Source organism: Myxococcus dinghuensis (genome assembly GCF_024198235.1).
Classification (GTDB): domain Bacteria; phylum Myxococcota; class Myxococcia; order Myxococcales; family Myxococcaceae; genus Myxococcus; species Myxococcus dinghuensis.
In genome coordinates, this window is sequence record NZ_JAKCFB010000033.1 from 79347 (window position 1) to 105516 (window position 26170).

General features: G+C 71.3%; 20 protein-coding genes and 1 tRNA gene. 12 read left to right on the forward strand and 9 right to left on the reverse strand.

What is annotated here, in order from left to right; all coding sequences use genetic code 11:
- Positions 1-23: 23 nt before the first annotated feature.
- A complete protein-coding gene (locus LZ198_RS32020; protein ID WP_253975921.1) occupies positions 24-1154 on the reverse strand; it encodes a BON domain-containing protein in 1131 nt (376 codons plus the stop codon).
- A 247-nt stretch (positions 1155-1401) separates the two neighbouring features.
- On the opposite strand from LZ198_RS32020, the gene LZ198_RS32025 reads away from it, so the two are divergent.
- Together LZ198_RS32025 and LZ198_RS32030 are read left to right on the forward strand one after the other, a co-directional pair.
- A complete protein-coding gene (locus LZ198_RS32025; protein ID WP_253975922.1) occupies positions 1402-3780 on the forward strand; it encodes an FdhF/YdeP family oxidoreductase in 2379 nt (792 codons plus the stop codon).
- 15 nt (positions 3781-3795) lie between these two features.
- The gene (locus tag LZ198_RS32030; RefSeq protein ID WP_253975923.1) at positions 3796-6861 is read left to right on the forward strand and encodes a hypothetical protein; all 3066 of its coding nucleotides are present in this window, start codon (positions 3796-3798) and stop codon (positions 6859-6861) included.
- Between the two features lie 66 nt (positions 6862-6927).
- Here LZ198_RS32030 and LZ198_RS32035 read toward each other — a convergent pair whose 3' ends face one another.
- The gene (locus LZ198_RS32035; RefSeq protein ID WP_253975924.1) at positions 6928-7884 is read right to left on the reverse strand and encodes a hypothetical protein; all 957 of its coding nucleotides are present in this window, start codon (positions 7882-7884) and stop codon (positions 6928-6930) included.
- Positions 7885-8104: 220 nt separating this feature from the next.
- Between LZ198_RS32035 and LZ198_RS32040 the strand changes: the two genes are divergently transcribed.
- The gene (locus tag LZ198_RS32040) at positions 8105-9487 is read left to right on the forward strand and encodes a sigma 54-interacting transcriptional regulator (protein ID WP_253975925.1); all 1383 of its coding nucleotides are present in this window, start codon (positions 8105-8107) and stop codon (positions 9485-9487) included.
- Between the two features lie 7 nt (positions 9488-9494).
- Here LZ198_RS32040 and LZ198_RS32045 read toward each other — a convergent pair whose 3' ends face one another.
- From LZ198_RS32045 to LZ198_RS32055, 3 genes are all read right to left on the reverse strand, one after another.
- Positions 9495-10832: a serine/threonine-protein kinase gene (locus LZ198_RS32045; RefSeq protein WP_253975926.1), complete on the reverse strand. Its 1338-nt coding sequence runs from the start codon at positions 10830-10832 to the stop codon at positions 9495-9497.
- Between the two features lie 31 nt (positions 10833-10863).
- Positions 10864-14745 carry a serine/threonine-protein kinase gene (locus LZ198_RS32050; protein ID WP_253975941.1) on the reverse strand — a complete coding sequence of 1294 codons (3882 nt, stop codon included), beginning with the start codon at positions 14743-14745 and terminating at the stop codon, positions 10864-10866.
- Between the two features lie 115 nt (positions 14746-14860).
- Complete coding sequence (locus LZ198_RS32055; RefSeq protein WP_141649552.1) at positions 14861-15109, reverse strand: helix-turn-helix domain-containing protein; 249 nt, start codon at positions 15107-15109, stop codon at positions 14861-14863.
- 274 nt (positions 15110-15383) lie between these two features.
- Here LZ198_RS32055 and LZ198_RS32060 point away from each other — a divergent pair, with 274 nt between their 5' ends.
- The 6 genes from LZ198_RS32060 (at position 15384) to LZ198_RS32085 (ending at position 21518) form a co-directional block, all read left to right on the forward strand.
- The gene (locus tag LZ198_RS32060) at positions 15384-15791 is read left to right on the forward strand and encodes a (deoxy)nucleoside triphosphate pyrophosphohydrolase (protein ID WP_253975927.1); all 408 of its coding nucleotides are present in this window, start codon (positions 15384-15386) and stop codon (positions 15789-15791) included.
- Position 15792: 1 nt separating this feature from the next.
- Entirely contained in the window at positions 15793-16728 is a 936-nt protein-coding gene (locus LZ198_RS32065; RefSeq protein ID WP_253975928.1) for a hypothetical protein, read from the forward strand.
- A 175-nt stretch (positions 16729-16903) separates the two neighbouring features.
- On the forward strand, positions 16904-18916 hold the full coding sequence (gene ftsH, locus LZ198_RS32070; RefSeq protein ID WP_253975929.1) for an ATP-dependent zinc metalloprotease FtsH: 2013 nt from the start codon (positions 16904-16906) through the stop codon (positions 18914-18916).
- 107 nt (positions 18917-19023) lie between these two features.
- Entirely contained in the window at positions 19024-19266 is a 243-nt protein-coding gene (locus LZ198_RS32075; protein ID WP_253975930.1) for an RNA polymerase sigma factor region1.1 domain-containing protein, read from the forward strand.
- 96 nt (positions 19267-19362) lie between these two features.
- Positions 19363-20010 carry a nucleotide exchange factor GrpE gene (locus LZ198_RS32080; protein WP_253975931.1) on the forward strand — a complete coding sequence of 216 codons (648 nt, stop codon included), beginning with the start codon at positions 19363-19365 and terminating at the stop codon, positions 20008-20010.
- Between the two features lie 53 nt (positions 20011-20063).
- Complete coding sequence (locus LZ198_RS32085; RefSeq protein ID WP_253975932.1) at positions 20064-21518, forward strand: trypsin-like peptidase domain-containing protein; 1455 nt, start codon at positions 20064-20066, stop codon at positions 21516-21518.
- 44 nt (positions 21519-21562) lie between these two features.
- Here the strand turns inward: LZ198_RS32085 and LZ198_RS32090 are convergent, their stop codons facing one another.
- A complete protein-coding gene (locus LZ198_RS32090; RefSeq protein ID WP_253975933.1) occupies positions 21563-22198 on the reverse strand; it encodes a DUF6066 family protein in 636 nt (211 codons plus the stop codon).
- A 165-nt stretch (positions 22199-22363) separates the two neighbouring features.
- Here LZ198_RS32090 and LZ198_RS32095 point away from each other — a divergent pair, with 165 nt between their 5' ends.
- Entirely contained in the window at positions 22364-22723 is a 360-nt protein-coding gene (locus LZ198_RS32095) for a PilZ domain-containing protein (RefSeq protein ID WP_253975934.1), read from the forward strand.
- Positions 22724-22899: 176 nt separating this feature from the next.
- Here the strand turns inward: LZ198_RS32095 and LZ198_RS32100 are convergent, their stop codons facing one another.
- Positions 22900-24450, reverse strand: coding sequence for a Glu/Leu/Phe/Val family dehydrogenase (locus LZ198_RS32100; RefSeq protein WP_253975935.1), 1551 nt, complete (start codon positions 24448-24450; stop codon positions 22900-22902).
- A 311-nt stretch (positions 24451-24761) separates the two neighbouring features.
- Between LZ198_RS32100 and LZ198_RS32105 the strand changes: the two genes are divergently transcribed.
- Together LZ198_RS32105 and LZ198_RS32110 are read left to right on the forward strand one after the other, a co-directional pair.
- Positions 24762-24837: transfer RNA gene (locus LZ198_RS32105), tRNA-Thr, on the forward strand.
- Between the two features lie 83 nt (positions 24838-24920).
- Positions 24921-25262 carry a transposase gene (locus tag LZ198_RS32110; RefSeq protein WP_253975936.1) on the forward strand — a complete coding sequence of 114 codons (342 nt, stop codon included), beginning with the start codon at positions 24921-24923 and terminating at the stop codon, positions 25260-25262.
- 63 nt (positions 25263-25325) lie between these two features.
- Here the strand turns inward: LZ198_RS32110 and LZ198_RS32115 are convergent, their stop codons facing one another.
- Both LZ198_RS32115 and LZ198_RS32120 read right to left on the reverse strand, forming a co-directional pair.
- The gene (locus LZ198_RS32115; RefSeq protein WP_253975937.1) at positions 25326-25817 is read right to left on the reverse strand and encodes a serine/threonine protein kinase; all 492 of its coding nucleotides are present in this window, start codon (positions 25815-25817) and stop codon (positions 25326-25328) included.
- 11 nt (positions 25818-25828) lie between these two features.
- Positions 25829-26050 carry a DUF2381 family protein gene (locus LZ198_RS32120; protein WP_253975938.1) on the reverse strand — a complete coding sequence of 74 codons (222 nt, stop codon included), beginning with the start codon at positions 26048-26050 and terminating at the stop codon, positions 25829-25831.
- Positions 26051-26170: the final 120 nt, after the last annotated feature.

The following is a 26170-nucleotide window of genomic DNA, read 5'->3' on the forward strand; positions in this document are numbered from 1 at the left end:
GCGCGGCGCCCCGTGAGTTCGGCTCATGCGTGCAACGGGCCGTGCTCATCCTCCTCCTCTTCACCCGTGGCCTGGAGCGGCTCCCGCGACGACGGCGGATGCAGCACCCCCTCCGTCCGGTCGAGGCGGATGTGGTTGAGGACTTCCTTCACTCCGAGCACGGCGTCCGCGACGTCCTCGATGGCGCGCTTCTCGTCGCGCCCCCGCACCCGGCCCATCAGCGTCACCACCCCGTCCTCGACCTGCACCTCCACGTCCCCGACGTCCATCCACCCCTGCATCAGCCGGTCGCAGATGTCCGCGCGGATGCGCGTGTCGCCGCGTTGGTAGCCCCGGGGCGGGCGGCCTGTCGCGGCGCGTCGCGCGTCCATGGGCGGCCGGGGGCGGGCGCCGCTTCCGACGTAGCCCCCGTGGCCCAGGTCGTGGTCGCCGCGCCGGGAGGGGCTGGTGGAGAAGCCGGTGACGGGCGGCGCCATGTTCTCCACGCCGGGGCCATGGCCGGAGGGCTGGGTGCCGCCCAGGCGTACGTCCGCCTCGGCGGGACGCTCGCGCGGCCCCAGCTCGCGCAGCTCGTCGAGCCACGCATCCGGCTCGTCCCATTCATCCACGCCCCGCTGGCCGTAGCGCGTGTGGCCGACCTCGCCCTGGCGATGGGGTGGGGGCCCGTCCCGAGGCGGCGGCCGGCTTGGCGGGCCACCGCGAGAGGCGTCGCGGGGGGACCGCTCGTCGAGTGCGCGGAACGTGCCGCTGGGGCTGTAGCCCGGACGCCGGGCGATGCGCTCCGGGTCCATGGCGCGTGCCCGCCGGTCCAGCGCGCGGTAGTAGTCGTCGTGGGAGCGGCCGGGCGGGCGGGCGCGGTCCATCTCGCGCGCGGAGTCCCCGAAGTCGCGGTCGATCTCGTAGTCGAGCCGGTCCCGGTCCTCCTGCAGGGTGCGGTAGTCGCGATCCCTGTCGAGGTCGCGGGAGGGGTACCAGGGGTCGCGGTGGCGGCCGGGGGCGACGTGCCAGTCCCGCGAGGAGTCGCGCCCGGACCCTCGCTCGGGGCCGGCGTCCTCCGGGCCTCGGCCCATGGGGTGGCCGTGTCCCCGCTGGTGGTCGTCGCGTGGGTGGCGCGGTCCGCCACCCCTCCGGTCCTCGTCGCGCCTGTTGCCCATGGTCGTGCCTCCTCGTGGCGTGTCGGGTACACCCCGTCTCCAGACGCTTGGGACCCCGCGGGTGGCTGGCAATGTGGCCTCGCCCCGTCGGTCGTCCGGGCGGGCACCGGGCGGGAGTGTCACCGGCGGTGACGCGGTGGAGGGCGGCGTGAGAGAGCGACCGAGCATTCCCGCGAGGCCCGGGAGCGGTAGACTCCGGCCTCGCCGCGGCCGGGCAGTCGGCCGCATGGCGCCCAAAGGACGGGTCATGGCCGAGGTACAGCGGAGCGAGGAGGGGACCCCGGACACGGCGACGAGCGCGTTGTCGCCCGTGCTGCCTCCCGTCCAACCACCCGAGGAGTCCACTCCTCCGCGCGTGGACGCGCCGTCCCAGGTCGCCGGTGGCATCCCCGCCGTCATCTCCACGATGAAGCACGCGTGGGGCGAGATGGGCGCCGTGCGTGGGACGCGGCTGCTCCTCAAGGTGAACCAGAAGGACGGCTTCGACTGTCCGGGCTGCGCCTGGCCCGACCCGGGGCACCGCTCCGTCGCGGAGTTCTGCGAGAACGGCGCCAAGGCGGTCGCGGAGGAGGGCACCACCGAGCGCGTGACGCCGGACTTCTTCCGGCAGTGGAGCGTGGCGGCGCTGTCCGCGCAGGGCGACTACTGGCTGGGCAAGCAGGGGCGGCTGACGCAGCCCATGGTGCTGCGCGAGGGCGCCACGCACTACACGCCCATCGCCTGGGACGAGGCCTTCGCCCTCGTGGCCGAGGAGCTGAACGCGCTCGACACGCCGGACGCGGCGAGCTTCTACACGTCCGGGCGCACGAGCAACGAGGCGGCGTTCCTCTACCAGCTGTTCGTGCGGCAGTTCGGCACCAACAACCTGCCGGACTGCTCGAACATGTGCCACGAGTCCAGCGGCACCGCGCTCGGCGAGACGCTCGGCATCGGCAAGGGCACCGTCACGCTGGAGGACTTCGACCACGCGCAGGCCATCTTCGTCATCGGGCAGAACCCGGGGACGAACCACCCGCGCATGCTCACCACGCTCCAGGCCGCCGCGCGCCGGGGCTGTGAAATCGTCAGCGTCAACCCGCTGCCGGAGACGGGCCTCAACCGCTTCAAGCACCCGCAGGAGGTGCTGCACCTGCTGGGGCCAGGGACCGCGCTCAACTCCCTGTTCCTCCAGGTGCGCATCAACGGCGACGTCGCGCTGCTCCAGGGCCTGGGCAAGGCCCTGCTGGAGCGCGAGGAGGCGCAGCCGGGCTCGGTGGTGGCGCGCGGGTTCATCGAGGACAAGACGCTCGGCTTCGAGGCCTACGCGCGGAACATGCGCGAGGTGCGGTGGGAGGACGTGGTGGAGCAGAGCGGGGTGTCGCGCGAGCAGATCCTCGCCGCGGCCGACATCCTCGCGCGCTCCGAGCGCACCATCTTCTGCTGGGCCATGGGGCTCACCCAGCACCGCAACGCGGTGGCGAACATCCAGGAGATCGTCAACCTGACGCTGCTGCGGGGCAGCGTCGGCAAGCAGGGCGCGGGCGTGTGCCCGGTGCGCGGCCACAGCAACGTGCAGGGCGACCGGACCATGGGCATCTGGGAGCGGCCTCGCCCGGCGTTCCTGGAGGCGCTGGGCCGCGAGTTCGGGTTCGAGCCGCCGCACCACCATGGCCTGGACGTCGTGGCCGCGCTGCACGCGATGAACGAGGGCCGCGTCCGGGTGTTCTTCGCCCTGGGCGGCAACTTCCTGTCGGCCACGCCGGACACGGAGTTCACCGCGCGCGCCCTGCGCAAGACGCGGCTCACCGTCCATGTCTCCACCAAGCTCAACCGGGCGCACCTGGTGCATGGCCTCCGCGCGCTCATCCTGCCGTGCCTGGGGCGGACGGAGCGCGACGTCCAGGCGACGGGGCCCCAGTTCGTCACGGTGGAGAACTCGATGGGCGTCGTGCACGCGACGCGGGGCGCGGTGGCGCCGGCGTCGGAGCATCTCTTGAGCGAGCCGGTCATCGTGGCGCGGCTGGCCTCGGCGGTGCTGGGCTCGCGCTCGAGTGTTCCGTGGTTGTCGCTGGTGGAGGACTACGACCGGGTGCGCGAGCGCATCGCGCGGGTCATCCCGGGCTTCGAGGACTTCAACCGGCGCGTCCGCGAGCCGGGCGGCTTCTTCCTCCCGAACGGACCTCGCGAGGGGCGCTTCACCACGGAGAGTGGCAAGGCGCACTTCACGGTCCACGCGATGCCTCCGGAGGTGCTGGCGCCCGGGCAGTTGATGATGATGACGCTGCGCACGCACGACCAGTTCAACACCACGGTGTATGGACTGGACGACCGCTACCGGGGCATCCGAGGTGGGCGGCGCGTGGTGATGATGCATCCCAAGGACATCCAGGAGCGTGGGCTCGCGGCCGGGCAGATGGTGGACCTGACCAGCCACTTCCAGGGCGAGACGCGTGTGGCGCGCCGCTTCGTGGTGGTCCCCTACAACATTCCCCGTCGGTGCGCGGCGACGTACTTCCCGGAGACGAACGTGCTGGTGCCCGTGGACAGCTTCGCGGAGAAGAGCCGCACACCCGCGTCGAAGTCCGTGGTCATCACCGTGGCGCCCTCCGAGGAGTCGGCGGCGCTCGGCGCGGGACCGACTCCATGAGGCTCGCGAGCGCGCATGTCGCCTTTGGGTGAGGCCGTCTGGCCGGAGTCGCTCCGGTCGCTGTTGGAACGAGTCGCGAGCACGCCCACCGCGGAGGCGGTGGCGGCGTCCGTGGAGTGGAAGGCCGCGTTCGCCCACTGGGTGAGCGGGGCGTCGCTCGACGAGCGCACGGCGGCGCAGGTCGCCGCGTGGGGCCGGCTGTCGGGGGGCGCGTGCTCCCCGGCGGAGCTGTTGTTCCTGCTGTCGTCGGCCAGTGAGCTGCTCTGGCCCTACACCGCGCGGACCTCCGGGTTGCTGGCCCGACTCCGGGCGCGACAGGCGGAGGTGCTCGGGGCGCTGAGTGCCCTGGGCGACGCGGAGGCGGAGAGCCGCGTGCGGCGGGAGACGGACGCCGCGACGTCGACGGTGCTCACGCGCTTCTTGAAGCGGCAGCCCGAGTCGTTGAGCGCGCTGGTGGGCGGCGTGCCCTGCACCTTCGATGGGAGGGCGCTGCGCTTCCAGGGCACCGTGGAGGTCGACCTCAAGCAGGCGTTGGCCACGGGCGTGAAGTCCATCGGGCTCCTGGAGCAGTTGCGCGCGCTCCTGCCCGCGACGGCGGAGGAGGGGAGGGATCGGCTCGCGGACTTCATCCGCACCCGGGCCGCGCGTGTGCCCTGGGAGGAGGCCTCGGAGGTGTTGGCCGAGCGCTTGTTCTCGCTGGCCACGTCACCGGAGGGCCGTGGGGCCATGCGGGGGTTCCTCGCGTGCTATCCGAACGGCCGCAAGGAGCCGGATTGGTGCGCGCGGGCGGGTGTGTTGCTGGCGCGCACGTTGGAGGCGGGCGGCGCGCCCCAGGTGTTGGAGAACCTGTGCGAGCTGCTGGGGCGGTTCGACACCCCGCCCGTGGACGGGCTGCGAGGCGCGCTCGGGGCGCTGGTGAACAGCGACTTCGACCGCGTGCCGGACCTGGCGCCGATGCGCTTCGTCATCGACCACTGCCTGGCCACGATGCGCAAGGGCGAGCCGGGGCTGGTGCTGACGCTGCTGTGGTTGGAGGAGCGGCTGTTCCGCTCGGCGGTGCGTCGTGGGTTGCCGGACGCTTTCGAGCGCCGGGGCCGCATGCGGGCGAAGCTGGAGCCGCACGCGACGGGCTTCGCGCAGTTGTGTTGGCTCTCCGAGGAGTGCGCGGACCTGTGGCCCCGCTTGAGCGCGGAGGGGGAGCGCCCGGGGCTGGATGCGCTGGCCGCGTGGAGGCAGGAGGTGGGCGAGCGCGTGGGTCGCAAGCCGATGTTGCGCAAGGCCGCCATCGAGTTCTTCCTGTGGTGCGCACCCGAGGCGGCGTCGTCCGAGGCGGAGCTCGCGGTGCTGGCGCTCGTGAAGACGGAGACGGACCGTCGTCAGGTGCGGCGGTACAAGGACCATCCCTCCTCTCGGGTTCGCTTCCGCGTCCGCACGCTGCAGACCTGGTTCCAGGGCGCGGCGAAGGAGGGGGCGCCCGTCGAGCCTTCGGGCGCGGTCGCGCCCGCATCCATCACCGAGGCCTTGCGGCACCTGCATGTGACGCGCGCGGTGCCGATGGGTGGGCGGACCTGGCTCAGGGATCGGGATTTGGAGGAGGTGCTGTTCGGCGCGGTGTCGCGGGTGGAGGCGGACTTCGCGTCGAAGTATCCGACCCGGTTTCGCCAGCCCGTGGTGGAGTTGACGGCGGAGCTGCTGGACGGGCTGCGCGCGGAGATGGAGCGCGTGAAGGTGGACCTGGCCGCGTTGCTCGCCCAGGGACAGCCCGCTCCCCTCGAGTTCGATTTGTCGGTGCAGCGGGCCGGAGAGGCCGCGGCGACGCAGGTCCTGGTCGGGGGCGTTGCCTCCACGGGGGCTCCGCAGTCACGCAGGTCGACAGGGCGGATGCGGCGCTCCCGAGACGTCTCGGGGATGACCGTGGTCGAGACGATTGCTCCTGCCAGCGCGGAGCCGTCCGCCGAGCCCGCGGCGTCCGCCCCCGTGCCTGGAGAGGTGGCGGAGGCGTCCGTGTTGGAGCCTTCCGGGCCCTTGGAGCCTGGGACCATCGCGGCGCATGAACCGGTCGATGCCGGCTCCGCGGCGGAGTCGGCGTCCAGCTCCTTGCGCGATGGCGTCGTGGTGGAGGACTCGCTGGCGTTCGAGGTGCGTCTCGCCGAAGTGCCTGGCGAGAGCACAGGCGACGTGATGCTCGGCCTCCCGGTCGGGGACGCGGTGTCCGTCCCGGGGCTCGTCGCGGATGGCGGTGTGGTGGTTCCCGCCGAGCGCTCGGAACATGCCCCCGCCGTCGATGAGGACGTCCCTGTTCCCGTGGAGACGTTCATGGCACCCGGGCAGGATGTCGCGACGGAGGCGACCGCATCCGTGGGCGCTGCGTCAGCCCCGGGAGACGCCGAGCTTGCCGTCGCCGATGTGGCCGAAGCCGTGGGAGCCGATGCCGTGGCCCACGCCCTCGACGTGGGACCGGAGTCGACAGAACACGAGGTCACGGCGGACGATGGCGTATCCGCTCAGTCCGTTGCCGAAGCGACTCCGAGCGGCCTCTCCGCGGAGGCGGCGGTGGAGGCCCGTGCATCGGAGGTCGCCTCCGCGCCCGTCCGCGTCACTGCCGCCCGTCGGCCCGGTGTGGAGGTCGCGTTCATCCTCGACGTGGACGTGGATGGCTTCGTGCGGACGGAGCGTGCCTTGTTCCTCCAGGTCGCGAAGCTGGAGCAGCGCGGAGAGGGCCAGTGGTTGCCCACGTTCCGCATGGGGCGCAAGCAGGTGGACGAGCTGCTCTCGCGGACCGAGGCGTCCTTCTGTCTCTTCCTGGCACCCCCGTTCCCGCGCGCCGAGTGCGGCATCGTCCCCGCGAGACTCGTGCGGGGGCTGATGGACACCCAGCGCTCGACCGCGGGGATCACTCGCGAGTCCGTTGCCCGGACGTCCCGCTCGCTGTCGCAGTGGTGGATGGGGGAACTCGTCAGCCTCTGGTCGGGCGATGAGCGCCGTCAGGTGCTGGCCCAGGCCACTCGCCTCGATGAGCGCGGCCCGGACTTCGTCGTGCGGTTGCGCGTGCGGAGCAGTCGATCCGTTGCTCGGGGCTGATGGTCCCGGTGCATCCGTCGTCGAACGCGACACCACGGTCCTCCCGGGCCGTGGTGTGTCGATGCCTCAGCGAGCGGTCTCGAACTGGGACTCGTACACCTTCCGGTGTGACGTGTTGCCATGGGGAACATCCAGTCGCTCCGTCGCGATGTCGGACCTGAGGTTGCGGATGGCCTCCGTGCGTTGCTCCGCAGGCATGTTCTTCGGGAGGGCTTTCACCTTCTGGTCGTAGGTGTGGTAGTCGGCCACGTACCAGCCCTTCATGTCCGTCAGGTTCGCGTGTTTGCCCACGACCAGCTCCTTGCCGGACTTGCCTGTGTGCAGCATGCCCTCGACCTCCAGCTCCATCTTCTTCTGCGCGTACTCCCCCTTCGTTCCGATCTTGTTCTTGGCGGAGGTGTTGAGTTCCTCGAACCGGTTCCAGCGGTGCGCGTTGTTCATTTCGAACAAGAAGGTGCCCGCGGCGTGCTGGTAGGGCTCGTCCCTGAGTCCCTTGGCCATGAAGACGGTGGGCTTGGGTTGACCGTTGATCTTCGTGGTGAAAGACCGGCCATGACTCTCGCCCTCGGTGACCCGGACACCGGCGTTTGACGTCTCCTCCAGGCGTTTCAGGGCCGTGGGGCTGTTCGCCAGGAACTGGGCGGAGTTGCCGTAACCCATTCGCGCGAAGTCCTGGAGGACACGGTTGGGGAGCGCTTCGATCTCCGCCGTGGAGATCGGTCGGACGCCCTGCGGGGTGGTAGTGGTCGCGGGCTGTGGCGCGGCAGGCGTCGTGGTGGTGTGTCGCCGGGCCTCGAAGGCGTCCTGCCGCCGCGCCTTGACGTCCTGCAGGTACTGGGCGGGTCGGTTGTTGCTGGTCAGCAGCACCTTCACCGCGCCCTCGTCCTTTGCGTTCAGTCGCAGACCCTTCTCCTTGAGGAAGGAGTTGAAGCCCGCGTACGTACCGGTCGCGTCGGCGCTCTTCTGGCGCAGCGCCGAGGTGTACTCCTTCATGAGCGCCGGGAGTTTGTTCTGGGGAACCATCCCCCCTCTGGGCGTACGTGACTGTGCGCCGTCCATGGCTCGTGACGTGCTGGGGGACCGGGACAGCGAGGGACTCTTGAAGCTGGAACGCACGGCGACCTCCTGGAAAAGCTCGGCTGTAACGGCGAGCGCCGAGCACTCGCCATGGCTCGGAGTCGGGGACCTCTGACTCCTCCCCAACGAACAGCCCGTCGCGTCGCCGTGGTAGCGTGGTGGATCCATGAGCACCTCCGAGCGACCCCCAGGCCCGGGGCGCCCGCCCTCGAAGGGCGAGGACGACCTTCAGCAGACCCGGCCCACGGGTACCCACCGGCCGGGCTTCACGGGCGCGGTCCGCCGCTTCCGCTTCACCGTGCTGGAAGGTCCTCAACCGGGGTTGTCCAAGGACTCGAACGCGGACACGTTCTCCATCGGCTCGCACGCGCTCAACGACTTCGTCATCGACGAGCCCACCGTGTCGCGCTTCCATTGCGAGGTCCGCATCGACCGCGATGGTGCGCGCGTGCGCGACGTGGACAGCCTCAACGGCACGGTGCTCGATGGTGTCCACATCCGCGAGGCCTTCCTGCGCGGTGGCAGCGTGCTGCGGTTGGGGCGGGTGAGCGTGCGATTCGACTTCAGCCCCGAGAGCAACCGGCTCCAGCTCTCCGAGCGCACGAACTTCGGCGACCTGGTGGGGACCTCCATCGTCTCGCGTGCGAGCTTCGCGCTCATGGAGCGCGCCTCCGCCAGCGACGCCACGGTGTTGTTGGAAGGGGAGACCGGGACGGGCAAGAGCCGCGCCGCGCTCGCCATCCACCGGGCGGGTGTCCGGGCCAACGGCCCGTTCCTCACCGTCGACTGTGGCGCCATCCCTGGCAACCTCTTGGAGAGCGAGCTGTTCGGCCACGAGAAGGGCGCCTTCACGGGGGCGCTCCAGCGACGCATCGGCGCCTTCGAGGAGGCCGATGGTGGGACCATCTTCCTCGACGAAGTGGGCGAGCTGCCCGCGGAGCTGCAACCCAAGCTGCTGCGGGTGCTGGAGCAGCGGGAGATCCGCCGCCTCGGCTCGAATGGTTACCAACCCGTCAACGTGCGCGTCATCGCGGCGACACATCGGGACCTGCGCGCGGAGGTGAACGCGGGGCGCTTCCGCTCCGACCTGTTCTTCCGGCTCGCGGTGGTGCGCATCCTGATTCCCGCCCTGAGGGAGCGGCCCGAGGACATCCCGCCCATCGCCGAGCGCATCCTGGGCACGTTCGGCGCCGCGCCCGAGCAAACCGCCGCCTTGCGCGCTCCGGAGTTCATCACCCAGCTCCAGCACGCGGCCTGGCCCGGCAACATCCGCGAGCTGCGCAACCACCTGGAGCGCTGCCTGGTGTTCCAGGACGCGATGCCGCCGTCCACGGAAGAGGTGGGGACGGCCGGGGTGCTCCGCAGCATGGTCGACCCGAAGCAGCCCTACGCGGAGGCCCGGCGCCGGGCGCTCGAGGTGTTCGAGCGCGAGTACCTCGATGCCCTCATGAAGCTGCACGGGGGCAAGGTCTCCCAGGCCGCGACCGCCGCGGACATGGACCGCGTCTACCTGTACCGCCTGCTGCGCCGCCGCGGCCTGCGCGAGTGACGCGGCCTCACCGCGGCTCGCGCTCCGTCACCGCGCCCGCCGCGCCTCCCGTGGCCCACTGCTCCAGGCGGAGCAGCGGGCCTCCCTCCAGGCGTGGGGGACCCGCTCCCTCGCGGGAGAAGTCGCTCGGAGCGGCGCACACGTAGAAGCGCGCCTCGACCCGGGCCCCCACGCGCTCCAGGACCCGCGCGAGCATCCGGTCCGCCTGGGCACGCCCCGACCGCGCCTCGCGCTCCCTGCCGACCGGGTCGCCCGGCAGGGGGCGCCACGCGAGCAGGGCGTTCCCTCCTTCGACCGCGAGCCCCCAATCCGAGGACTCCAGCGCGGCCCGGACGTCATCCAGCGCGGCGTCCCGCGCGTCGAGCGCTTCGTCCGTGGGGTCGTCCTCTCCCGCCGGGAACCGCAGGTCCACGTAGAGCCCCTGCGCCCAGGAGGCTCCGTCCTGGCGCGTGAGGCTCGCGCGCAGGGCCCCGAGGAACGCGTCCACGTCGGGCCACCGCTCCTCCGGGCGCTTGGCGAGACAGCGCTGGAGCACCGACTCCAGGTCCGCGGGGACGCGGACGTGCTCACCGAGCCGTGGCGGGGGCGCGTGCAGATGCTGTTCCTCTACCTCCACCGCGCTCGTGCCGGGAAAGGGCGGGCTGCCGGTGAGCAACTGGTACAGGAGGACTCCCAACGCGTAGACGTCGGTCCTCACGTCGACCGGCTGCCCGAGGATCTGCTCGGGGGCCATGGCCACGGGGGTTCCGAGCACCGCGCCCGCGCTCGTCAGCCCGGCGCCTTCGTCGGGGACCTGGACCTTGGCGATGCCGAAGTCCACCAGCTTCACGGTGAAGCCCTCCGGGCGAGGCAACAGCATCACGTTCCGCGCCTTCAGGTCCCGGTGCAGCACGCCCACGTCGTGCGCCAGCCGCAGCGCGCTGCCCAGCTCCTCCATCACCGTCCCCATCTCCTCGACGGAGAACGCGCCGCGATGCGCGAGCCAGGACTCCACGTCCTCGCCCTCCAGCCACTCCATGGCCAGCCAGGGGCGTCCGTCCCGCAGCTCACCGTGTTCGAGGATGCGGACGATGTTCGGATGGTCCAAGCGCTGGAGCGTCTCGGCCTCCTGCTTGAAGCGACGGAGCACCTCCGTGACGTGGTTCAGCTCCGGGTGCAGGACCTTGAGGGCCGCGGGCACGCGCGTGACGACGTGGGTCGCGCGATAGAGGTACGCGGTGATTCCCGGGTGCACGCGCGCCTCCACCACCCAAGGCCCCACGAGGGCGCCTGCCTCCAGCGCGCTGCCGTACAAGGACACCGAGCTGTCGGGCGGCGCCGTGTCTCGCTCGTCTTCCGCCATCATTCCCCCTCTGCGTCCACCGGTGTTCCGCCTGCTACCACGGCCCGTCACCCTCTCGCTTCTGGCCTTCCAACGGCCGCACGCGCGCGGCCCACAGGGGGGCCTCCGGGGCCGAGGCCTCCAGCTCCGCGACCCACGCGCCCGCCACACTCCCGTCACCCGCGCGATGTGCCGCCCGCGCCGCCCAGACGAGGATCTCCATGCGATCCTCGGAGGTGACCTGGGTGCGGGCCGCTTCCACCTGCTCCCGCCAGAACTCCGCGGCGTAGGGGACGGCGCCGCCTGTTTCATCCACCACTCGGCGCACCACCGCGCGCATGTGTCGATCCGCCACGGACAGGTGCGCGAGCGTGGCGGGCTCCTCGAGCCAGGCCAGGTGTCGCCGCGTCTCCGCGAGCTCGCCCAGCTCGCAGCACAGGCGCGCCACGAGCAGCGCATCCTGCGCCGTGGAACGCGGGAAGAAGCGCTGGCTCAGCACACCCGCGCGACGCGCCAGGGGGAGCGCCTCCGCCGCGCGCCCCTGGTAGCCGAGCAGCAACGCCAGGTTGAAGGCCGAGGTCCGTTCGATCTGCACGTTGCCCAGCTCGCGTCCCAACGTCACCGCGCGCTCCAGGTCGCCGCGCGCGCTCGCGATGTCTCGCCGCTGGATGTGCAGGACCATTCGGTTGTTGAGCGCCGCGCCCAGGTGCAACGTGTCGCCCGTGGACTCGCAGAGCGCGATGGCCTCGTCGAAGCGCCGCGCGGACTCTTCCAGCCGTCCCGTCCACCCCAGCATCGCGCCGAGCATGGCCAGGGCGATGGCCTGCGTCTCGTCGTCTCGCGCCGACCGCGCCGCGGCCACGGCCTCCTCGAGCGGCGCGACCGCGCCCACGATGTCCTCTCCACGGACGAAGACGCGCGCGCGGGCGAGGGCATGGCGTGCGGCCAGCTCCGGCGGCACCGGGGCGCCGACCTTGCGCAGCGCCTGCTCCATCAGCGCGGTGGACCCTTCCGTGTCGTCCTGCCAGTCGAGGACGGTGGCCTCCTCGAGGAGGAGGTCCGCTTCGAGCACGTCCTCCCCCCGGCGTTCGGCCAGGCTCCGCGCCGCGCGGAGGTCCGACAGGGCCTCCTCGACACGCTGGAGCCGGTAGCGCAGGCGTCCACGTCCCGACAGCAACTCCAGCCGCCGGCCCTCGTCCTCCCGGGGTGCCAGCTCCAGCGCGGCGGTGTAGTGCCGCTCGGCCTCCAGCAGGCGGTGGGCGCGTCGTCCCGACTCGGCCAGGGCGTGGTGCAGCGCCAGCGCGAGGCGCGTGTCACCCGCGTCCAGGGCCAGCCGCGCGCGGCGAGGCGCGGACAGGTCCGGAAGGGATTCGAGCGCGACGGCGCACACCTGTCGTCGGGTGGCCTCCGCGAGCCGGGACGCGAAGGCCTCGCGCAGCGAGGGGTGCTCGAAGCGCCAGCGTCGTGCGCCCCGGGCGGAGAGGAGCCCCGTCCGGGCCAACCGCTCCAGGCCGACGCCCACGTCCCATGACAGGTCGAGCGCGGCGCCCCTCGACTCCAGGCGCTGGAGCACGGTGGACACCTCTTCCAGCCGCACGTCGTCGCCCAGCACCGCCGCGACCTGGAGCAGCGCGCGCAGTCCCGGTGCCAGCGACATCAGGCCGCGCTCCGCCAGCCGCTCGTCCGGACCCGCCCCCTCGGAGAAGGTGTCGAGCGCGTCCGTCACCAGATAGGCCCCGCCGCCGGGCCTCACGCGGATGGCACCCGCGGTCCGCAGCGCGCGCACCAGCTCGACCATCCGCAGGGGAGAGCGGCCACCGCGTTCGGCCAGCTCCCGCAGGATGCCCTCGGCGGGGACGTCGACCGGCCAGAGCCACTGGCGCAGCAGCTCGCGCGCGGCGCCGTCGTCCAGCGGGCCCAGCTCGAGGCGGCGGGACGCTCGGGCGCGCTCTCCCAGGTACGGGCGGAGTTCCAACAGCCGGGGCCTGCCCGCGAGGACGACCGCCAGCGGGACACGAACGCCCGCGAGGGTGGCCAGCTCCAGCGCGTCCAGCGCGATGGGGTCGAGCAGGTGCGCGTCGTCCACCAGCAGGACGAGCGGCTGTCGCGCCGCGAGGTGATGGAGCCGCGCCGCCACCCACCGGGCCAGTTGCTGCCGTCGTGCCGCCGGGTGCGAGGGGAGCTGCCCCGGCGCGAGGCCTTCCTCCTGGAGCAGCCGCTCCACCGCGTCGGTGGTGGCCGTCTCGGGTGGCAGGCCGAGGACGCAGACGAGCAGGTGGCGCAGGCCGTTGTCGCTCGCGCTGGCTTCCTCCCGGGAGGGCTCGATGCGGAGGACCCGCGCCGTCTCCGCCGTGGACAGCGCGTGGTGGTACGCCTCCAGCAGTCGCGTCTTCCCCACGCCCTCTTCACCCAGCAGGACACTCAGCGACGCGCCGCCGTCGTCCTGGGGGCGCGGCGTCCCCTGGCGCAGCCAGTCCAGCTCCGCGTCACGCCCGACGAAGGCGACGGAGCGGGGACCTTCGACCGAGGACTCCGTCTGGGGGACCCCGGCGGGGGCGGTCGGTTCGTCCCCGAGCCAGGTCCGGGCCTCGGGCGTCACGCGCGGGCGCGACGCGTCGCCCGTGTCGGGCCACCAACGCTCGGGTCGCTCCAGCGCGGCGCCAGCGAGCGTCCATCGCCCCGCGCGCTCCCGCAGGCGCAGCGGCGCGGCGTGCACCGCGGTCGCGGAGCCGGGTGGGAGGGTGGGCGCCAGCGCCTCGGCGGCCTTGAGCGCGGCCCTCAGGCCGGCCTCCACGTGGAGCGCCCGAGGGAAGGCGAACACCGCGAGCCCCGCCTCCAGCCGCGCCAGCTCCGCTCCTGTCGTCGAGATGGCCGTGCGCAGCATGGAAACCTCCCGCGTCGTCCGGACCGCCAGCAGCGCCACGTCCCGGGGCTCCTGGGGACGCGGTGCCGTGGCTTCCAACGGACGGGAGGTGGAGTCTTCGCTCGCGTCCCTCGCGGCAGGGGGCGACGAGGGGCTCGCGGCGGCGAGGCGTTCCAGCTCCTCGCGGACCTCCGCCGCGCTTTGGTGGCGTGCTTCGGGGGCCTTCGCGAGCAGCCGTTGGACGAGCGCTTCCACCCCGGGCGCCACGGGGGCTGGGGAAAGCTGGCTCACGAGGGGCGGGCGCCGGGAGACCTGGGCGTGGACCACGTCGGCCGCGTCCCCCACGAACGGCGGTCGCCCCGTCAGCAACTCGAAGGCGATGACGCCCAGGGCGTACAGGTCCGCGCGCGCGTCCACCGCCCGCGCGTCCAGGCACTGCTCCGGCGCCATGTACTCGTGGGTCCCCAGGCGCTGGCCGGTCCGCGTCACCGTCGGGGCGGGGGCTTCATCCAGGGAGTCGCCCGCGAGGCGTGACAGGCCGAAGTCGACGAGCACCCGGCGCTCGCCATGGGCGATCACGTTCTCCGGCTTGAGGTCCCGGTGGAGGACCCCCACCGCGTGGACCTGCTCCAGGGCCCGGGCGAGGCCGATCAGCCAGGGGCGGGCCTCCACCCAGGGCAGGGCGCCCGTCGCCTCCCGCTCCGCCAGCACCCGCGCGAGCGTGGCGCCAGAGATCAGCTCCATCTCCACCACGGGTTCGCCCAGGAGGGTGCGGTGCTCTCCGAGCAGCGCGGGGGCGGCGGGAGGGCCGGTTCTCCGCAGCGCCTCGACCTCGCGGGGGAGCCGCTCGAGGGCGAGTGATTCCAAGACCTTGAGGGCCACCCGCCGTCCGTCCCCGTGCCGGGTCGCCGCGTAGACACGTCCGAAGCCTCCTCTTCCCAGGGGCGCGTCCAGGGTGAAGCCAGGGACGTCCGGGAGCGGGGGCGCGGCGAGCGGCGCTCGGGAGGGGGGCGGCGCTGTCGGGTGGAGGGGACAGCGGTCCACCACGCGACGGTGGCAGGTGGGACAGCGCATCAAGGTCGTCTGCGGAGGGGCCGGGCTTCGACGTTCGTGCGGATGGCCCGTCGCAGCATCGCCGCTTTCGCGGCACCGACGGAAGCCTCCCCCCTCGGGACGACACCAGGACGAGCTAGTCGCTCATCTCCGGAAGGTCCGGCAGCGTGTCCGGGTCCAGCTTCAGGATGACGCACAGCCGCGTCAGGGTGGAAATGGTCGGGACCATGACCCCTCGCTCCACGCGCGCGAGCACCTCCACGGGCATCTCCAGGCGCTCGGCGACCTCCTCCATGCCGAGCCCCGCCTGCTGGCGGGCGGCCTTCAGTGCTGCCCCGAGCACCTCGGCCCTTTCCGCGCGACTCGTCTTCATGGATGCGAGCATGACGCCATCTGGCCCGCTCGTCATCCAATTCACCACATGCTTGATGTCCGAAGCATGCCCCCCAACAGTGCCAGGGGTCCTCGGGTCGCCCCCTCCCTGGGACGGGAGGAGGAGCCCCCGGCGCGTGGGACGGCCCGGGGCTGCCCTGGAGTGGGGGTGGGCGCCCGTCCGGGCCATGTGCACGGTGCCCAGGGGGGCTGCGGCATTGGCGCCGGGCGGGGGCTGTGTTAGGCCGCCCCTCCCCGCAAGCCTGCCCAGGAGCCAGGAGAAGCGAATGACCCGTCGCCAGGTCCGCGTCGTCGGTGCGATGCTCGAGAACGAGCAGGGCCGCTACCTCATCACCCAGCGCCCGCCCACCGCGTCGCTCCCCTTGCTCTGGGAGTTCCCCGGGGGCCGCGTCGAAGAGGGCGAGAGCGACCCGGAGGCCCTGGTCCGTGAGATCCAGGAGGAGATGGGCGTGGCCGTGGAGGTGCTCGACCAGGCCATGCACACCCGGCACGAGTACCCGACCTACGACATCGACTTCCGCGTGTTCCGCTGCCGCCTCGCGGAGGCGGAGGGCAACATCCGGCACCTGAGGGTGCACGACCACCGCTGGGTGACGTTGGAGGAGATGTCGGGCTACCGCTTCCCGGACGCCGACGCGAAGACGCTGGCGAAGCTGCTCGACCTGGATTCCTGACGTGCGTGGGTCGGCCCGCCGAGCGCTGCTGCTGGCCCTGGCGCTGGGCGCCTGCTCCAGCCCGAAGCCGGTGCCCCCGGACGCCGGCCCCGGGGTGAGCGCCGCCCCCGAGCCGTCCACCGTGGGACTGCCCGGGTGTCCGGCCTATGGCGAGCCGGTGAAGACGGGCGTGGTGCCCCGACAGTTGCCGGAGCTGTCCGGCCTGGTCGCCAGCGTGCGGCACCCCGGCGTGTTCTGGGCGCACAACGACTCGGGGAACGACTTCGAGCTGTTCGCCATCGACGAGACGGGCAAGGTCCTCGCCCGCCTGGCGCTCACCGGCGCGGAACCCCGCGACATCGAGGACGTGACGCTGGGGCCGTGCGCGCCGGGCGTGTCGCGGGTGTGCCTCTTCCTGGGGGACATCGGCGACAACTTCGCGCTGCGCGACGACGTGCGGCTGTACCGGTTGCCGGAGCCGGAGACGCTCGCCGACGCCACCGTGCCGGTGGAGGTGCTGTCCTTCACCTATCCCGACGGCGCGCACGACGCGGAAGCGCTGGTGGCCGACGCCCGCACGGGACGGCTCGCCCTCATCACCAAGACGCGCCTGTCGCTCGGCGACGTCTACGCCCTGGACGGCTTGCGCCCGGGCACCGTCGTCCAGGCGACGAAGCTGGGCACGCTGTCGGCGCCGGAGAACGTGGACCGCGTGACGACGGCCGCGTCGCTGCATCCGTCCGGCGAGCGCCTGCTGCTGCGCACCTACAGCCGGGTGTGGGAGGTGCGGCGCGCGGGGGCTGGGAGCCTGGAGGACCTGCTGACGGGGACGGTGGTGCAGGTGCCCCATGGCAGCCAGCCCCAGGGCGAGGCCATCACCTTCCTGTCGGATGGACAGGGCTACCTGCAGGGCACGGAGTTCAGCGGTCAACCCTTGTGGCGTGTCGGGTGTCGCTGATCCGCGTCGCCGGTCCACGCGAGTGTCGTGAAGCCCGCCTGCCGGGTTGACGGTATCGCGCCGGTGAACATCTTTGGCCGGCTAGAGGTGTCGCCATGCGGGCACGGGGTCCGCATGCGCGGGGAGGGGGAGGGCGAGCGTGCCGACGATGAAGCCACAGGAGCTCCCGCCGGGTATGGGCCCGCGGGGAAAGAAGTCAGACAAGCCAGGGTCGCCGGGCAAGGGGTTCAAGTTCGGCTCGCCCCTGGGCTACATCCTGCTGCTCGTCCTGGGCTTCCTGCTCTTCCGGAACGTCTTCCAGGACGCGGGTGTCCGGCGGGTCAGCTACAGCCAGTTCCGCGACGCGGTGGAGGCGGGCAACTTCAGCCGCGTCCAGATCTCCAACGAGTGGGTGAAGGGCTTCCTCAAGGACACCGCGCAGCCGCCGCCGCAGGGGGAACGGCCGCTGCGTGGCGAGCCCAGCGCGCTGCCGTGGATGGCCTACCGGGTCCAGGGGGACGAGACGCTCGTCCCGCTCCTGGAGCAGAAGGGCGTACAGTTCGAGGCGGTGCCGCAGTCGGGGCTGGGGGAGGCGCTGTGGATCTGGCTCCTGCCCCTGGGCCTGTTCTTCCTCTTCTGGAGCTTCATGATGCGCCGGGTGGCCGGCGGCATCGGCCAGGGGCCGCAGAGCGTCATGAGCTTCGGGAAGACGCGCGCCAAGGTGCAGGCGGAGTCCGACACGGGCGTGGGCTTCAAGGACGTGGCGGGCGTGGACGAGGCGGTCGACGAGCTGCGGGAGATCGTCGAGTTCCTCAAGACGCCGGAGAAGTTCCGCCGCCTGGGCGGGCGCATCCCCAAGGGTGTGCTGCTGGTGGGGCCGCCGGGCACGGGCAAGACGCTGCTGGCGCGCGCCGTGGCGGGCGAGGCGGGGGTGCCCTTCTTCAGCCTGTCCGGTTCGGAGTTCGTGGAGATGTTCGTCGGCGTGGGCGCGGCGCGGGTGCGCGACCTCTTCGCCCAGGCCACGGCGAAGGCGCCGTGCATCATCTTCATCGACGAGCTGGACGCCATCGGCAAGAGCCGCAACGCGGGCATCGCGGGAGGCCATGACGAGCGCGAGCAGACGCTCAACCAGCTCCTGGCGGAGATGGACGGCTTCGACAGCCGCGCGGGGCTCATCATCCTGGCGGCCACCAACCGGCCGGAGATCCTCGACAGCGCGCTGCTGCGCCCGGGCCGCTTCGACCGGCAGGTGCTGGTGGACCGGCCGGACAAGCGCGGCCGCGAGCGGGTGCTGGAGATCCACGCCCGGGGCGTGAAGCTGGGGCCGGACGTGGACCTGAAGGCCATCGCCGCGCGCACACCGGGCTTCGCGGGCGCGGACCTGGCCAACGTGGTGAACGAGGCGGCGCTGCTGGCGGCGAGGCGCAACCGCGACGCGGTGATGCGCGCGGACTTCGAGGAGGCCATCGAGCGCGTCGTCGCGGGCCTCGAGAAGAAGAACCGCCGCATGAACGAGCGCGAGAAGGAGATCGTCGCGCACCACGAGGCGGGCCACGCGGTGGTGGGGTGGATGCTGCCGCACGCCGAGCGGGTGACGAAGGTCTCCATCATCCCGCGCGGCCTGGCGGCGCTGGGCTACACCATGTCGCTGCCGCTGGAGGACCGCTACCTCATGTCGCTCGACGAGCTGCGCGACAAGATGGCGGGGATGATGGGCGGGCGCGCCGCGGAGGAGATCTTCATCGGCGAGGTGTCCACCGGCGCGTCCAACGACATCCGCCAGGCCACGGAGGTGGCGCGGATGATGGTGCGCGACTACGGCATGAGCACCCTGGGGCCGGTGGCGCTCAGCGCGGACCACGGGCCCAACTTCCTGCGCTCCGCGGGCCTCCCCGAGTCCAGGACGTACTCCGAGCAGACGGCGCGGATGATCGACGAGGAGGTGCGCAAGCTGGTCAGCGAGGCCCTGGCCCGCGCCCGGGAGGTGCTCACCATCAACAAGGACAAGGTCCAGGCGCTGGCGGCGCGCCTGCTGGCCGTGGAGGTGGTGGAGGAGGACACCATGGTGGCCATCCTCGGCCCCAAGGTCGTGGCGCAGCGGGGGCTGCTGCACCCCGAGGCCCGGCAGGTCATCTCCGCGCACCCGGTGGGGAGCACCGAGGAGCAGAACCCACCCACCCAGCACAGCGAGACGAAGCTGGACGCGTAGCCGCTCGGGTGGCTGCCCTCCTGGCGGGCCCGCGCCCTCCGTCACCGCACCTTCCTGCGGTGACGCGAGGGCGAAATTATCTTGTGGCGGAACAAGGAGGCGTCGCCGTGGAGAACAGGATCGGCAAGAGCTACATGGCCCGGAAGGCCCTCTTCGCCAAGGGGCTCAAGGAGGGGCGGCTCACGGTGCAGGAAATCGAGGAGGCGCTGCCGGCGGGCACGCTGACGGCGGCGGAGCGCTGGCTCCTCTACTACTCGCTTCGCGCCGCGCAGGTGGAAATCATCGACGAGGTGACGGGCCAGGTCGACCATGGCTTCATGGCCGAGGCCCCCGCCCCGCAGGAGCACTAGCTCCCGCGCGTTGACAGGCGCTCGCTCGCGGTTAGGTTGGGCCCGCCTCACCCGACCCGCGCGCGAGCGCATCCACCACCCGCATCCAGGTTCGACATGTCCGGCAATTCCCACACCGACGCTCCCCAGGAAGCCCAGCACGCCCAGAACGCCAACGGTACCGGTTCGACGGCCCCCGGCGCCGGGGAGCCCTCCGGGCCGCGGGAGGGCCAGGAGAAGCCCGTCGCCGACGACGTCGTGTCGGAGGCGGCCGGCAACGCGGAGGTGGCGCAGTTGAAGACGGACCTGGAGGCCTCCCGCCGCCGGGTGGATGAGCTGGCGCGGGCCTACCAGGCCGTCAACCGCGACAAGGAGGAGTTCAAGCAGCGGCTCACCCGCGAGCGCGAGCGGATGATGGACGTGGAGCGCGGCAACGTGGCCGTCTCCCTCCTGGAGGCCATCGACGAGCTGGACCGGGCCCTCTCCATGAGCACCCAGGACGCCTCGCCGCTCGCCCAGGGCGTGCGGATGATCCGCGACTCGCTCGTGGCCAAGGCCCAGGGCATGGGCATCGAGCGCATCCAGGTGGTGGGGCAGGGGTTCGACCCCAACGTGGCCGAGGCCTCCGACATGGAGATCACCGCCACCCCCGAGGACGACCAGAAGGTCGTGGCGGAGATTCGCGCCGGCTACCGCCTGAAGGACCGCCTCATCCGCCCCGCCCGGGTGAAGGTCGCCAAGTACGTGGCTCCGGCCGACGCCTGAGGTCCGGGCAGCCGGGAACTGCGCGGGCGCGCGGGTTGTTGGCGGCGTTCGTCATGCGTCGCCGTATAAGCTGCCGCTCCGTGTCTTCCCGACTGCTGTCCGTCCTGTTCGTGCTGGCGTTCGCCCCGGTGGCGGGCGCCACGGAGGGCCCCGTGGGCCCGTGGCTCCAGGCGCGGGTGCGTGAGCACGCCGCCTGGTTCTCCTCCCAGCAGAACGGCGAGGCCCGCTCGGGCTCGCTCGGGCTGTGGCGGGAGCGGGCGCCAGGAGAGACGGCGCTGCCGAACTTCGTGCCACCCACCTCCCTGGCGCCCCTGATTCGCGCGGTGGAGGCGGGCGTCGTCAACATCACCACGGTGAGCCCCCGGGAGAGCGGCCAGGCGGGGATGAAGCGCTCCACCGGGTCGGGCTTCGTGCTGACGCCCGACGGGCTGGTGGTCACCAACAGCCACGTCGTCTCCGGGGCGAGCAAGATCGCCGTGCGCCTGTCGGACGGCCGCGAGTTCTCCGCGGAGGTGGTGGGGCGCGACGCGTCCACGGACGTGGCGCTCCTGCGGCTGGGCGGCACGGTGGAGGCGGACCTCCCGGCGCTCTTCCTGGGCGACTCGGACCGGATGGAGGTGGGGGACTGGGTGGTGGCCATCGGCAACCCCTTCGGCCTGGACCACTCCGTGTCGCACGGGATGATCTCCGCCAAGGAGCGCGTGCTGGGGGTGGGGCAGTTCGACGACTTCATCCAGACGGACGCGCTCATCAACCCCGGCAACTCCGGCGGCCCGCTCTTCAACATGAAGGGCGAGGTGGTGGGGGTGAACACGGCCATCATCAGCCAGGGGCAGGGCATCGGGTTCGCGGTGCCCATCAACCTGGTGAAGGACCTGCTGCCCAACCTGCGGGAGAACGGGAAGCTGGAGCGCGGCTGGCTGGGCGTGGTCATCAACGACGACCGCGACAGCGGCGAGCGCCGCGCGCCGGTGGTGAAGGACGTCTACCGGGGCAGCCCCGCGGACGCCGCGGGCATCCGCTCCGGGGACCGGCTGGTGGCGGTGAACGGGCGGGCCATCGGCTCCTACCTCCAGTTGTTGCGCAAGGTGGCGCTGCTGGCCCCGGGCACGGAGGCGCGGCTGACGCTGATGCGCCAGGGCGGCGCGCAGCAGGACGTGACGGTGCGGCTGGTGGCGCGGCCGGCGCAGGAGGCCACCGAGGGGCTGGTCCAGCGCACCTCCAGCGACGAGGACCTGGGCCTGGCCCTGCGGGATTTGACGCCGGACGTGGCGGCGCCCATGGGCCAGGAGGCCTGGGCCGGCGCGCTGGTGTCCGCGGTGACGCCCCGCAGCCCGGCGGACGAGGCCGGCCTGCGCGCGGGCGACGTGGTGACGGAGGTCAACCGCAAGCGGGTGAAGGACGTGGCGGGCGTGCGCGCGGCGCTGTCCCGGGGGAGCTCCGGCGCCAGCATCCTCCTGCGCGTCAAGCGCGGGGACTCGCTCCAGTACATCGCCATCGCCCGCTGAAGGCGCGCGCGTCCTCCGCCGGGCCGCGCGCCCCGGACGGCATGCTAGCGGCTGGCGTTGGCGTCCTTGCCGTTGAGCCACAGGCCCAGCTGATGGCCGGTGCGGCCCTCGGTGACGAGGAGGCCCTCGATGCGGGCGGTGACGCCGTAGCTCTTCCCGCCGGCCTTCTTCGGCAGCGACCACACGCCCTGCGGCGTGAAGACGACCGCGACGCGCATGGCGTGCATGGAGAACATGCGGTTGAACAGCGACCCGTTCCACCCCTCCGGCAGCGTGCCGGTGACGGTGATGAAGGGCAGCACCGGGTTGCCGTTGGCGTCCCCCTTCTTCGGGGCGCCGTGGGTCAGCGCCGAGCGCCCGCCCGGGAAGAACGGGGTGATGTTGATGGTGTACTCACCCGTGCCCGGGGAGTACGGCCCCGGGGCCAGCATGCTGGCGTCGTCCTCGGTGACGATCATGTACAGCCGCTTGCCCTGGTACTTCTTCCGGAACGCCTCCGCCTTCGACTTGCACTGGGCGTCCACGAGCGCGCCCTCGCACGCGCCGATGTAGTTCTCCAGGAAGGCCCCCAACCCCCCCAAGGGCTCTGCCTCGTCGCGCAGCTTCGCGAAGCGGGCGTCCACGTCGGCCAGGGCCAGGGTGGGCAGGAGCAGGGCGGCGGCGACCAGGAAGCGATTCAAGACGGGGGACTCCGGGAACGGGGGAAGCCGGATGGTGCCACGTCCGCTCACCGGGCAGGCGGCCCTTTCGTAGGTGAGTGGGGGTGGATGTAGGTGAAGAAGTTGCCTACATCTAGCTACCATGTAGGGTGTGCCTGTCACTACCTGTTCCGGGAGGCACCCCCAGTGTTCGAGCGTCCTCATGAGCGTCGCAGTCACCTGCGCTTCGACAAGGTCTTCACCGTCTACCTCACGACCCAGGACGGGATGATGAGGGGGGTGGGGCGCAACATCAGCGCGCGGGGCATGTTCGTGGAGGTCCGCGACGCGGTGGGGCTGGGGGAGAAGCTCAAGGTGACGTTCGCGGGCGAGGACGGCACGGAGATGACGTGCCTGTGCGAGGTCCGCTACCAGGTGGCGCTGGCCTTCGGCCGCAAGGACGGGCGCGAGGGCAGCAGCCGCGGGGTGGGGCTGCGCATCGTGGCGTACGAGATCCAGGACGACGCGCCGCTGCTGCTGGTGGACCGCGAGCGGGTGATGCACTGACGGGAGGCGGCACCCGGGGCCCGGAAGGGACCCAGGGGCGGCCTGTCGGTCCCGGAAGGCGGGGCCGCCCGAGCGACTTCCAGGCAGGCCCCGGGAAACGACGAGGGCACGGGCCCCCCCGACATGGGAGGCGCCGTGCCCTTGGCGCTTTCAGGCTTCGGAGGCGCGCACGCCGGTTACTGCGAGAAGCCCTCGAGGAGGTAGTGGGCCTCGATGCGCTTGAGCGCGAGGATCATCGCGGCGCAGCGGGTGTCCACGGCCTCGCCGATGCAGTACTGGCGGCTGTCGTGCATGTCCGTCTTGCGCGGCTGGTTGCGCGAGATGTCCCGGATGATGCGGTAGTTGCGCTTCATGGCGCGCTCGAGGCGCTGGTCGACCTCGGCCTCGCTCCAGCGCTCCATGCGCTTGTTCTGGATCCACTCGTAGTAGGACACCGTCACGCCGCCGGCGTTGGCGATGATGTCCGGGATGAGCTCGATGCCGCGCTTCTGGAGGACGCGGTCGGCCTCCGGGGTGGTGGGGCCGTTGGCGCCCTCGGCGATGAGCTTCACCTTGAGGCGCTCGGCGATGTCGGCGGTGATTTCACCACCCAGCGCCGCGGGGACGAGGATGTCCGCCTGGACGTCCCACAGGTCCTTCTTCTCGATCTTCTGGGCGCCAGGGAACCCGAGCACGCTGCGCTTGAGGTTCTTGGAGTCCTGGACGTAGGCGGCGAGCGCCTGCACGTCGATGCCGTCGCCGTTGTAGACGGTGCCGTCGGCGTCGTTGACCGCCAGGAGGCGGGCGCCCATGCCACAGAGGATGGTGGCGGCGTGGCTGCCCACGTTGCCGAAGCCCTGGAGCACGAAGGTCTTGCCCTTCACGCTCTCGCCGCGGTCGGCGTAGTAGTCCTCGATGCAGAAGGCGACGCCCTGGCCGGTGGCCTTGCCGCGGCCCTCGGAGCCGCCGATGCGCACGTCCTTGCCGGTGACGATGCCGCGCAGGTTGTGGCGCTCGCGCTCACCGTCGGAGAACTGGCGGTACAGCAGGGCCATGATCTCCGGGTTGGTGCCCACGTCCGGCGCCGGGATGTCGATGTTCGGCCCGATGAGGCTCTTGAGCCGGTACATGAAGCGCAGGGTGATGGCCTCCAACTCCTCGCGGCCGTACTCACGCGGGTCGATCTGGATGCCGCCCTTGCCGCCGCCGAACGGCACCTCGGAGATGGCCGTCTTCCAGGTCATCTCCGCGGCGAGCGCCTTGAAGAGGTCCAGGGACACCTCGCGGTGGTAGCGCAGGCCGCCCTTGTACGGGCCGCGGGCCTGGTTGTGCTGGACGCGGTACGCCTTGAAGCGCTGCGACTCGCCGGGGACCAACTGGTACACCTTGCCGTCCGGCAGGCGCAGGTGGCCCTGGCGGATGGCGACGTCGGAGCCCAGCAGGGCGCGGCCGTTCAGGATGATGTTGCCGTTGGCGAGGGCCTCCAGGCCCTCCTTGTTGCGCACCTGCGTCTCCGGCAGGTCGGCGAACTGCTTGGCCCGCTCCGGCGCGAGGGGGATGAGGCGATCCTTCAGCTTCGCCGTCACGTAGAAGATGTGCTCGTAGTCGGGCTCCTCGAGCTCGAGGCGGACGCGCTTGTCCAGCCGGATGAGGTCCGCCGCCCGATGGAAGATCTCCATCGCCTCGGTGTAGACGGTGCGCTTCGGCGTGGGCGCCGGGGCGCGCATGAAGTTCTCTTCACTGGCCATGACGAAAGTTGCTCCTTGTGGTCCCAGCCACGCTCGGGCCAGGCACTCGGGGATAGCGGCGCCCTTATGCGCATAGGCGATTCAGGGGGTCAACCGCCGAGGCGCCACCCTCCAATGCCGAAAACCGGAACGATGACGGGGACTTATGGCAACGCGCTGTGTCAGCAACGCGGGATGCACCGTGTCATGGATGTCACGGTCTGAAGGATTTCATTCGTGCTCAACCGGTCGTGCTCGGGCAGCAGGCAAGGGAGCACATCAATTCTGCTTGCCCCACCCGAAACGCCATGGTACTTCGCGCACCGCCTTCCGCCGACATAGCTCAGTTGGTAGAGCAACTGATTCGTAATCAGTAGGTCTCCGGTTCAAATCCGGATGTCGGCTCCAAAGAAATCAAGGGCCTGGGTGACTTCGGTTACCCAGGCCCTTTCTCTTTGTTGCCACGGGGTTGCCTCAGGCAGGTCTGCGCCATGTCGAAGCCCAAGACCACCCGCTACACCCCCGAGCAGAAGGCTCAGGTGCTGAAGATGCTCGCGGCTCCTGACGCGAACATCCTCGACATCTCAGGCAAGACCGGTGTGAGCGTTCCGACCCTCTACACCTGGAGGAAAGAGGTCCAGGAGGCGGCTGGGCGCGAAGAAGTCCGGCATGAGAAGGGCGAGGAGAAAACGAACCACCCGGTCTACGACAACGTGGGGCTGGAGAAGCGGGTGCGGCTCCTGGAGGCCGAGCTGGCGCGGAAGAACGAGATCATCGCGGAGCTGTCCGTCCTCGTGCTCCAGAACCATGGCTTGCTGAAGGGGAAGAAGTAGGTCTTCCCGAGCTGAGCCCCACGAGTCGCGCGGCCAGGAACTGGTGCGCTCGCCCCCTGGTCCTTACCGGAACGCGTTGACCACAACGGCAGAGGCAACGGAGCCGTCGAGAATAGCCGTGCCGGGCTTGGACTCAGGCCGCTTCCGCATCTGGTCTTCGCTGAGCCGTGCCACCGCGCAGATGGGCACCTTGTCGCCGTCCGGCGGGTGGGCCTCGTACCATCGGATGACGACCTGCGGGCCGCTCGTCCAGACCTGCCCATACAAGCGGGTCGGCACCTCAAACGGGCCCAAATCACGCAGAAGGACGCTCTCAACGGGGCCGTCGTAGAGCGTGATGCGGCGCGACCGGATCTGGTTGGCGTCCAGTTCCACGAGCGCGGCGTCACCGACATGCAGCTTCAGGTATCGCATCGCTTCAAGTGCCTTCTCAGGGCACTCCTGCGGTCCAGGTGAGCCGTCCGAACGTAGGGAGACGCCACCGGTCGTAGTGCATGCTGAGGACGTAGCAAGTAGGATGGTGAAGAGGCGTCGTCGGGCTCGGCTGGTGGGCATGATCGCCACTTCTACTGCCGAACCAGAGTGCGATCCATCTTGACCATGACCTGGAGGTTTCCGTCCGCTCGGAAAATCTGGAGGGCCAAATCCACGAGCTGTCCGTCCTTCTCGAAGGCGTTTTTGTCCGCCACGACGGCAATGGCTCCTGATTGGCCTGGGTTGATCACGGAACGAGTCATCCGAAGCGCGAAAGGCTGCTTGGTGTAGCTCGTGAGGTCGCGCGTGGTCAAGTCCCGAATCGTGTGTAATTGGTCCGGAGGGGTACGGGGAAGGAATGCTCCTTGGTGGGGTCAAGCAGCGGCAGTGTCTGGGGTTGAGTTGAGCAGGGACATGTCGAGGTAGCGGCGGTC

Excerpts from the sequence above, each read along its gene's own strand:
- LZ198_RS32020 (WP_253975921.1), bottom strand. The coding sequence starts at position 1,154 with ATGGGCAACAGGCGCGACGAGGACCGGAGGGGTGGCGGACCGCGCCAC.
- LZ198_RS32025 (WP_253975922.1), top strand. The coding sequence starts at position 1,402 with ATGGCCGAGGTACAGCGGAGCGAGGAGGGGACCCCGGACACGGCGACG.
- LZ198_RS32030 (WP_253975923.1), top strand. The coding sequence starts at position 3,796 with ATGTCGCCTTTGGGTGAGGCCGTCTGGCCGGAGTCGCTCCGGTCGCTG.
- LZ198_RS32035 (WP_253975924.1), bottom strand. The coding sequence starts at position 7,884 with ATGGTTCCCCAGAACAAACTCCCGGCGCTCATGAAGGAGTACACCTCG.
- LZ198_RS32040 (WP_253975925.1), top strand. The coding sequence starts at position 8,105 with ATGAGCACCTCCGAGCGACCCCCAGGCCCGGGGCGCCCGCCCTCGAAG.
- LZ198_RS32045 (WP_253975926.1), bottom strand. The coding sequence starts at position 10,832 with ATGATGGCGGAAGACGAGCGAGACACGGCGCCGCCCGACAGCTCGGTG.
- LZ198_RS32050 (WP_253975941.1), bottom strand. The coding sequence starts at position 14,745 with ATGCGCTGTCCCACCTGCCACCGTCGCGTGGTGGACCGCTGTCCCCTC.
- LZ198_RS32055 (WP_141649552.1), bottom strand. The coding sequence starts at position 15,109 with ATGCTCGCATCCATGAAGACGAGTCGCGCGGAAAGGGCCGAGGTGCTC.
- LZ198_RS32060 (WP_253975927.1), top strand. The coding sequence starts at position 15,384 with ATGACCCGTCGCCAGGTCCGCGTCGTCGGTGCGATGCTCGAGAACGAG.
- ftsH (WP_253975929.1), top strand. The coding sequence starts at position 16,904 with ATGGGCCCGCGGGGAAAGAAGTCAGACAAGCCAGGGTCGCCGGGCAAG.
- LZ198_RS32080 (WP_253975931.1), top strand. The coding sequence starts at position 19,363 with ATGTCCGGCAATTCCCACACCGACGCTCCCCAGGAAGCCCAGCACGCC.
- LZ198_RS32085 (WP_253975932.1), top strand. The coding sequence starts at position 20,064 with ATGCGTCGCCGTATAAGCTGCCGCTCCGTGTCTTCCCGACTGCTGTCC.
- LZ198_RS32100 (WP_253975935.1), bottom strand. The coding sequence starts at position 24,450 with ATGGCCAGTGAAGAGAACTTCATGCGCGCCCCGGCGCCCACGCCGAAG.
- LZ198_RS32110 (WP_253975936.1), top strand. The coding sequence starts at position 24,921 with ATGTCGAAGCCCAAGACCACCCGCTACACCCCCGAGCAGAAGGCTCAG.
- LZ198_RS32115 (WP_253975937.1), bottom strand. The coding sequence starts at position 25,817 with ATGCCCACCAGCCGAGCCCGACGACGCCTCTTCACCATCCTACTTGCT.